General features: G+C 72.1%; 5 protein-coding genes and 1 pseudogene. 3 read left to right on the forward strand and 3 right to left on the reverse strand.

Translation table 11 applies throughout. From position 1 onward, the window contains the following. Positions 1-326, reverse strand: a pseudogene (locus ACWEO5_RS37425) (ComF family protein); the annotation flags it as partial. A 368-nt stretch (positions 327-694) separates the two neighbouring features. Between ACWEO5_RS37425 and hpf the strand changes: the two are divergent. Together hpf and ACWEO5_RS37435 are read left to right on the forward strand one after the other, a co-directional pair. Next, the gene (gene hpf / locus ACWEO5_RS37430) at positions 695-1,387 is read left to right on the forward strand and encodes a ribosome hibernation-promoting factor, HPF/YfiA family (RefSeq protein WP_452166547.1); all 693 of its coding nucleotides are present in this window, start codon (positions 695-697) and stop codon (positions 1,385-1,387) included. Between the two features lie 170 nt (positions 1,388-1,557). After that, on the forward strand, positions 1,558-2,283 hold the full coding sequence (locus tag ACWEO5_RS37435) for a response regulator (RefSeq protein ID WP_380273480.1): 726 nt from the start codon (positions 1,558-1,560) through the stop codon (positions 2,281-2,283). 28 nt (positions 2,284-2,311) lie between these two features. On the opposite strand, the gene ACWEO5_RS37440 is transcribed toward ACWEO5_RS37435, so the two are convergent. Then, positions 2,312-3,559 (reverse strand): winged helix-turn-helix domain-containing protein, encoded by a 1,248-nt coding sequence (locus tag ACWEO5_RS37440; protein ID WP_452166548.1) that lies wholly within the window; start codon positions 3,557-3,559, stop codon positions 2,312-2,314. A gap of 219 nt (positions 3,560-3,778) precedes the next feature. On the opposite strand from ACWEO5_RS37440, the gene secA reads away from it, so the two are divergent. Beyond that, positions 3,779-6,562, forward strand: a complete 2,784-nt coding sequence (gene secA / locus ACWEO5_RS37445) for a preprotein translocase subunit SecA (RefSeq protein WP_452166549.1) — start codon at positions 3,779-3,781, stop codon at positions 6,560-6,562. A 98-nt stretch (positions 6,563-6,660) separates the two neighbouring features. Here secA and ACWEO5_RS37450 read toward each other — a convergent pair. Further along, a partial coding sequence (locus ACWEO5_RS37450; RefSeq protein ID WP_452166550.1) for an Rv3235 family protein occupies positions 6,661-7,043 on the reverse strand: 383 nt, incomplete at its 5' end.

Here is a 7,043-nt window from a genome sequence, read left to right on the forward strand (position 1 = left end):
GTGGCGGAGCGCACCGCGGCGGCCAGCGCGGTGCCGAGCGGGCCGGCCAGCCGCAGCGCCCCGCGCTCCTTGTGGGCGAGCAGCAGCTGGCGCACCGGCCCGGCGTAGGGGGCGGCGGCGTGCACCGGGGGCAGGCCGGGCGGCGGGCGGTGCGGTCCGGCCGGGCCGGCGGCGGCTCCGTCGAGCAGCGCGCGGCAGGGCGGGCAGAGGCCGGTGAGGCCGCTCCCGCAGCCGGCGCAGCGGGTCGGGAGGAGCAGGTCGAGCAGGGCGGCGAGGACCCGGGCGGAGCCGGATCCGGGCTGGTGGGCGGTGCTGCGGCTCGTCACGGAACCCCTCCGGAACGCCCGCCGGGCGGCGGCATCAGCCATACGGTGGGCGGTGCCGGGCGTGTTGTCCAGACGTTCGCCGGTGTTTCACCCGTAGGTGGGTAGACAGGGGGGAACAGCCGGACCGCCGACCGGACGCCGGTAGCTTCGTTCGACTGGAGAGGCGAGATCCCCGCGGCAGGTGTTGCATGAGGTTTCCAGGGGTTTCGAATCCTCCTGGTGGGGAGGAAGTGAGGTAAGGGCCGGTGGTCCTCGCGGGTTCCCCGGGCGGTGTCCGGGGGGCGGGCGGTGACCGACTGGTCCGGCTGGGTCTCACGCCGGTTCGGGACGCACTCCGGGCCGGTCAGCACGAGGGATCGGAGTTCTGCGTGGACATCGTCGTCAAGGGCCGCAAGACCGAGGTGCCCAAGAGGTTCCGCGAGCACGTGGCCGAGAAGCTGGAGAAGGTCCAGAAGTTCGACACCAAGGCGATCAGCCTGGACGTCGAGGTGTCCAAGGAGCCCAACCCGCGCCAGGCCGACCGCGCCGACCGGGTGGAGATCACCCTGCGCAGCCGCGGCCCGGTGATCCGGGCCGAGGCGTCCGCCAGCGACCCGTGGGCCGCGCTGGACCTGGCCTCCGCCAAGCTGGAGGCGCAGCTGCGCAAGTCCGCCGACCGCCGCCGGGTGCACAAGGGCGGGGTCAACGGGCGGACGCCGGTCAGCGTCGCCGCGGCGACCGCCGCGCTGGCCGACCTGCCCCCCGCCGAGGCCGCCCCGAGCGCCGACGGCACGGCCCGCAGGACCGTGGCGGGCAACCTGGAGGTGGAGGGCGACGGGCCGCTGGTGGTCCGCGAGAAGACGCACGCCGCGGCGCCGATGTCGCTGGACCAGGCGCTGTACGCGATGGAGCTGGTGGGCCACGACTTCTACCTGTTCCAGGAGAAGGACAGCGGCCTGCCGAGCGTGGTCTACCGCCGGCACGGCTACCACTACGGCGTGATCCACCTCAAGGAGGACATGGCCGCCGCGGTGGACGTCGCCGGAGCGGGCGGCGCGATCAACGGGCCCGAAGAGGACTGACCGCGGGGCGCGCGGCGGGTGACCCCGGCGGCCGGAGCGGTCGCCGGGGTCACCCGCGCGTGCGGGGTCACCCAGCCGGGCGGTTCGGCGCCGCAGGGTGACCGCGCCACGGCCCGGCCGTGGAATGATGGGCGGCGTCGGACGTGACGTGATCGGCGGGGGAGGAGCGGATGGGGGACCTTTCGCGCGAGGGCCAGGGGCCGGGGGACACCGGCTTTCCGCCGCACCGCGCGGAGCCGATCCGGGTGCTGGTGGTGGACGACCACGCGCTGTTCCGCCGGGGCCTGGAGATCGTGCTGGCCGAGGAGCAGGACATCCGGGTGATCGGCGAGGCCGGCGACGGCGCGGAGGCCGTGCTGAAGGCCGCCGACCTGCTGCCGGACATCATCCTGATGGACGTCCGGATGCCCCGGCGCAGCGGCATCGAGGCGTGCACCGCGATCAAGGACGTGGTGCCCAGCGCCAAGATCATCATGCTGACGATCAGCGACGAGGAGGCCGACCTCTACGAGGCGATCAAGGCGGGGGCCACCGGCTACCTGCTGAAGGAGATCTCCACCGACGAGGTGGCCACCGCGATCCGGGCGGTGGCCGACGGGCAGTCGCAGATCAGCCCGTCGATGGCGGCCAAGCTGCTGACCGAGTTCAAGTCGATGATCCAGCGCCGCTCGGACGACCGGGAGCTGCTGCCCGCGCCCCGGCTGACCGACCGGGAGCTGGAGGTGCTCAAGCTGGTGGCCACCGGGATGAACAACCGGGAGATCGCCAAGGAGCTGTTCATCAGCGAGAACACCGTGAAGAACCACGTGCGCAACATCCTGGAGAAGCTCCAACTGCACTCCAGGATGGAGGCGGTGGTCTACGCGATGCGTGAGAAGATCCTCGAAATAGGCTGAGCGTCGGCCGGGAGCGCCCGCGGGAGGTTCAGCCCAGCAGCCGCTCCAGCTCCGGCCGCAGCGACTCGTCCGCCAGCTGCTCCACCCGGACGGCCGAGCAGCCCGTCCACTCGGCCGCCTCGCGCAGCGCCTCGGCCAGCGCGGGGACGAACTTCGGTGCGTCCAGCGAGACTTGGCGGGCCACCAGGACGTTGCCGACGCGCGCCGGGTCGACCCGGCCGACCAGTCGGCCGGCGGTGAGCAGCGGCATCGCGAAGTAGCCGTGCACCCGCTTGTGCTTGGGGGTGTACGCCTCCAGGCGGTGGCTCATGCCGAAGATCCGCTCGGTGCGCGGGCGGTCCCAGATCAGCGAGTCGAACGGCGAGAGCAGCGTGGTGCGGTGGCGCCCGCGCCCCGCGGCGGAGCCGCCCGCCGGACCCGCAGCGGCCAGCGCCGCCGGGTCGGCCCAGGCCGGGGCGCCCCAGCCCTCCACCTCGACCGGGACCAGGCCCGACTCCGGCAGCACGGCGTCCAGTTGGGCGCCCTTGAGGCGGTGGTAGTCCATCAGGTCGGCGCGGGTGGCCACGCCGAGCGCGGCCCCGGCCAGCGCCACCAGTCGCACCAGGCACTCGGCGTCGGTCGGGTCCTGCCCGAACAGCTCGGCGGGGACGGCCCGTTCGGCCAGGTCGTAGACCCGCTTCCAGCCGCGCCGCTCGGTGACCACCACGTCCCCGAAGGCGAGCGCCCGCTCGACGGCGATCTTCGTGTCGGACCAGTCCCACCACTCGGAGGTCTTCTTGGCGCCGCCGAGGCCGGTGGAGGTCAGCGGGCCCTCGGCGCGCAGCTTGTCGATCACCTGGGCGTAGGCGGAGGAGGAGACCGGGTGGCCCCAGACCCGGTCCTTGGCCCGGTAGGCGCGGCGGCGGAAGGCGAACAGCGGCCACTGCTCGATCGGCAGCACGCAGGCCGCGTGCGACCAGTACTCGAAGGCGGTGCCCCGGCCCCAGTACGCCTGCTCGACCGGGCGGCGGCCGACCGCGCCGAGCCGGGCGTACGGCACCAGCTCGTGCGAGCGGGCCAGCACCGAGATGGTGTCCAACTGGACGGCGCCGAGCCGCCGCAGCACGCCCCCGGCGCCGGCCCGGCGGTCGGGCGGACCGATCAGGCCCTGGGCGCGCAGGGCGATCCGGCGGGCCTGGTCCGCGCCGAGCCGGACGGTGGGCGGGGGCGCCGCCGCTGCGGACGCGGACGGTGCGGCGGGAGTCGCGGAGGGTGACTCGACAGGGATCTCGGCCATGGGGCGAGGCTAGGCGGGGGCACTGACAACCGACCGGGAGCGAACCGCTTTGACCGTTTGGACCCGGCATCGGACGATGTGCTCCCAGGGGTGACACAGGAATAGCGTGCTGACGGACCTCCCGGCCGCTCGGACTCCTCGCATACGATGGCCCGTACGGTGGGGTGAACTCCCCACCGGCAGTCATCCAGAGCCGAATGAGGCAAGGAGCCCGCTCACGTGTCCGTCTTCGACAAGATCCTGCGCGCAGGCGAGGGCAAGATCCTCCGCAAGCTGCAGCGGATTGCCGCCCAGGTCAACTCGATCGAAGAGGACTTCGTCAACCTCACCGACGAAGAGCTGCGCGCGCTGACCGACGAGTACAAGTCCCGCCTGGCCGACGGCGAGAGCCTCGACGACATCCTCCCCGAGGCGTTCGCGACCGTCCGCGAGGCCGCCAAGCGCGTCCTGGGCCAGCGCCACTACGACGTGCAGATCATGGGCGGCGCCGCCCTGCACTACGGGCACGTCGCGGAGATGCGCACCGGCGAGGGCAAGACCCTGGTCGGCACCCTGCCCGCGTACCTGAACGCGCTGACCGGCAAGGGCGTGCACCTGATCACCGTCAACGACTACCTCGCCGAGCGCGACTCGGAGTGGATGGGCCGGGTGCACCGCTTCCTGGGCCTGGAGGTCGGCGTGATCCTGGCGAACATGTCGCCGGCCGAGCGCAAGCGCCAGTACGGGATGGACATCACGTACGGCACCAACAACGAGTTCGGCTTCGACTACCTGCGCGACAACATGGCGTGGTCGCAGGACGAACTGGTGCAGCGCGGCCACAACTTCGCGATCGTCGACGAGGTCGACTCGATCCTGATCGACGAGGCCCGCACCCCGCTGATCATCTCCGGCCCGGCCGACCAGGCCACCAAGTGGTACAACGACTTCGCCAAGCTGGTGCAGCGCCTCAAGATCGACCGCGACTACGAGGTCGACGAGAAGAAGCGCACCGTCGGCATCCTGGAGGAGGGCGTCGGCCGGGTCGAGGACTACCTCGGCATCGACAACCTCTACGAGTCGGTGAACACCCCGCTGGTGGGCTTCCTGAACAACGCCATCAAGGCCAAGGAGCTCTACAAGGTCGACAAGGACTACGTCGTCATCAACGGCGAGGTCATGATCGTCGACGAGCACACCGGCCGCATCCTGGCGGGCCGCCGCTACAACGAGGGCATGCACCAGGCGATCGAGGCCAAGGAGGGCGTCGAGGTCCAGAACGAGAACCAGACGCTGGCCACGATCACCCTGCAGAACTTCTTCCGCCTCTACGACAAGCTGTCCGGCATGACCGGTACCGGCACCACCGAGGCGGCCGAGTTCCACCAGATCTACAAGCTCGGCGTGGTCCCGATCCCGACCAACAAGACCCCCAAGCGGATCGACCAGCCCGACCTGATCTACAAGTCGGAGCCGGCCAAGTTCGCCGCCGTGGTCGAGGACATCGCCGAGCGCTACGAGAAGGGCCAGCCGGTCCTGGTCGGCACCGTCTCGGTCGAGAAGTCCGAGTACCTGTCGCAGGAGCTGCGCAAGCGCGGCATCCCGCACGAGGTGCTGAACGCCAAGCACCACGAGCGCGAGGCGCAGATCGTCGCGCAGGCCGGCCGCAAGGGCGCCGTCACCGTCGCCACCAACATGGCCGGCCGCGGCACCGACATCATGCTCGGCGGCAACCCCGAGCACCTGGCCGCCGCCGAGCTCGCCCAGCGCGGCATCACTCCCGAGGAGACCCCGGAGGAGTACGAGGGCGCGCTCCCGGCCGCGATGGAGAAGGCCAAGCTCGCGGTCAAGGCGGAGCAGGAGGAGGTGCAGGAGATCGGCGGCCTGTACGTCCTGGGCACCGAGCGGCACGAGTCCCGCCGGATCGACAACCAGCTGCGCGGCCGCTCCGGCCGCCAGGGCGACCCGGGCGAGTCCCGGTTCTACCTGTCGCTGGGCGACGACCTGATGCGCCTGTTCAAGGCCAGCATGGTCGAGCGCGTGCTGTCGATGGCGAACGTCCCGGACGACGTGCCGATCGAGTCGAAGATGGTCACCCGCGCCATCGCTTCCGCGCAGACCCAGGTCGAGCAGCAGAACTTCGAGATCCGCAAGAACGTCCTCAAGTACGACGAGGTCCTCAACCGCCAGCGCGAGGTCATCTACGGCGAGCGCCGCCGCGTCCTGGAGGGCGAGGACCTGCAGGAGCAGGTCGGCCACTTCATGGACGACACCGTCGCCGCGTACGTCAACGCCGCCACCGGCGACGGCTTCGAGGACGACTGGGACCTCGACAAGCTGTGGACCGCGCTCAAGCAGCTCTACCCGGTCTCGCTGGACCTGGACGAGCTGGAGGAGGAGGCCGCGGACAGCGGCGGCCTGACCCCCGAGTTCCTCACCAAGGCCATCCAGGAGGACGTGGCCGCCGCGTACGGCCGCCGCGAGGACGAGCTCGGCGAGCAGATCATGCGCGAGCTGGAGCGCCGGGTCGTCCTGTCGGTGCTGGACCGCCGCTGGCGCGAGCACCTCTACGAGATGGACTACCTGCAGGAGGGCATCGCGCTGCGCGCCTACGCCCAGCGCGACCCGCTGGTCGAGTACCAGCGCGAGGGCTTCGACCTGTTCTCCGCGATGATGGAGGGCATCAAGGAGGAGTCCATCGGCTACCTGTTCAACCTGGAGGTCCAGGTCGAGCAGCAGGTCGAGGAGGTCCCGGTGCCGGACGACGAGCAGGTGCTGCTCGACAAGCTGGAGAAGGACGCCGCCGTCCCGGCCGCCCGCCCGGAGATCCGGGCCAAGGGCCTGGAGGCCCCCGAGCGCAAGAAGCTCCACTACATCGCCCCGTCCGACGAGATCGGCGGCGGCGTGGTCGAGGGCGACTTCGAGGACGAGGACGGGTCGGCGTCCGAGGGCGACGGCCTGACCCGGGCCGAGCGCCGCAAGGCCGCCAAGGCGGCGAAGGGCGGGCGGCGCCGCAAGGCCTGACCAGGTCCGTGCTCTCCGTGCTCTCCGTGTTCCGCGGGGCGCCGCTCCTTCCGGGGGTGGCGCCCCGCGGCGCTTCCCGGACACCGCGTTCCCGCCGGTCACTTGGTCTCCACCGCGGCGCACTGCCACTGGCCGGTGCGGGTGTGCCGCTCCAGGCGGAACGCCAGCACGTGGTGCCGCGGGCCCAGCTCGACCCGCACGCACGCCTCCACCGCGCCCGGACCCGGCGCGCAGTCGTGCACCCGGCCCAGCCGCGGACGCTGGACCCGGCCGCGCGGGCGCAGCGGGCCGCTGCGCACCAGCGCGGCCAGCTGGTGGAAGCCCGGCAGCGTGGTGTGCCGCTGCAGCTGGTGCACCGGGCGGACCCCGCACAGCACCTCCACCAGCCGGTGGGCGAAGCGGCCGGCGAGGTCGGCGTGGCCGGTGCTGCCCGGGGCGGCCGTCCCCGGCCGGAGCGGCGGCCCGGAGCCGTCGCAGGCCG

The sequence above is a fragment of the Kitasatospora sp. NPDC004272 genome (assembly GCF_053603035.1).

Coding starts and splice junctions, on each gene's coding strand:
- ACWEO5_RS37435 (WP_380273480.1), top strand. CDS start 1,558: ATGGGGGACCTTTCGCGCGAGGGCCAGGGGCCGGGGGACACCGGCTTT.
- ACWEO5_RS37440 (WP_452166548.1), bottom strand. CDS start 3,559: ATGGCCGAGATCCCTGTCGAGTCACCCTCCGCGACTCCCGCCGCACCG.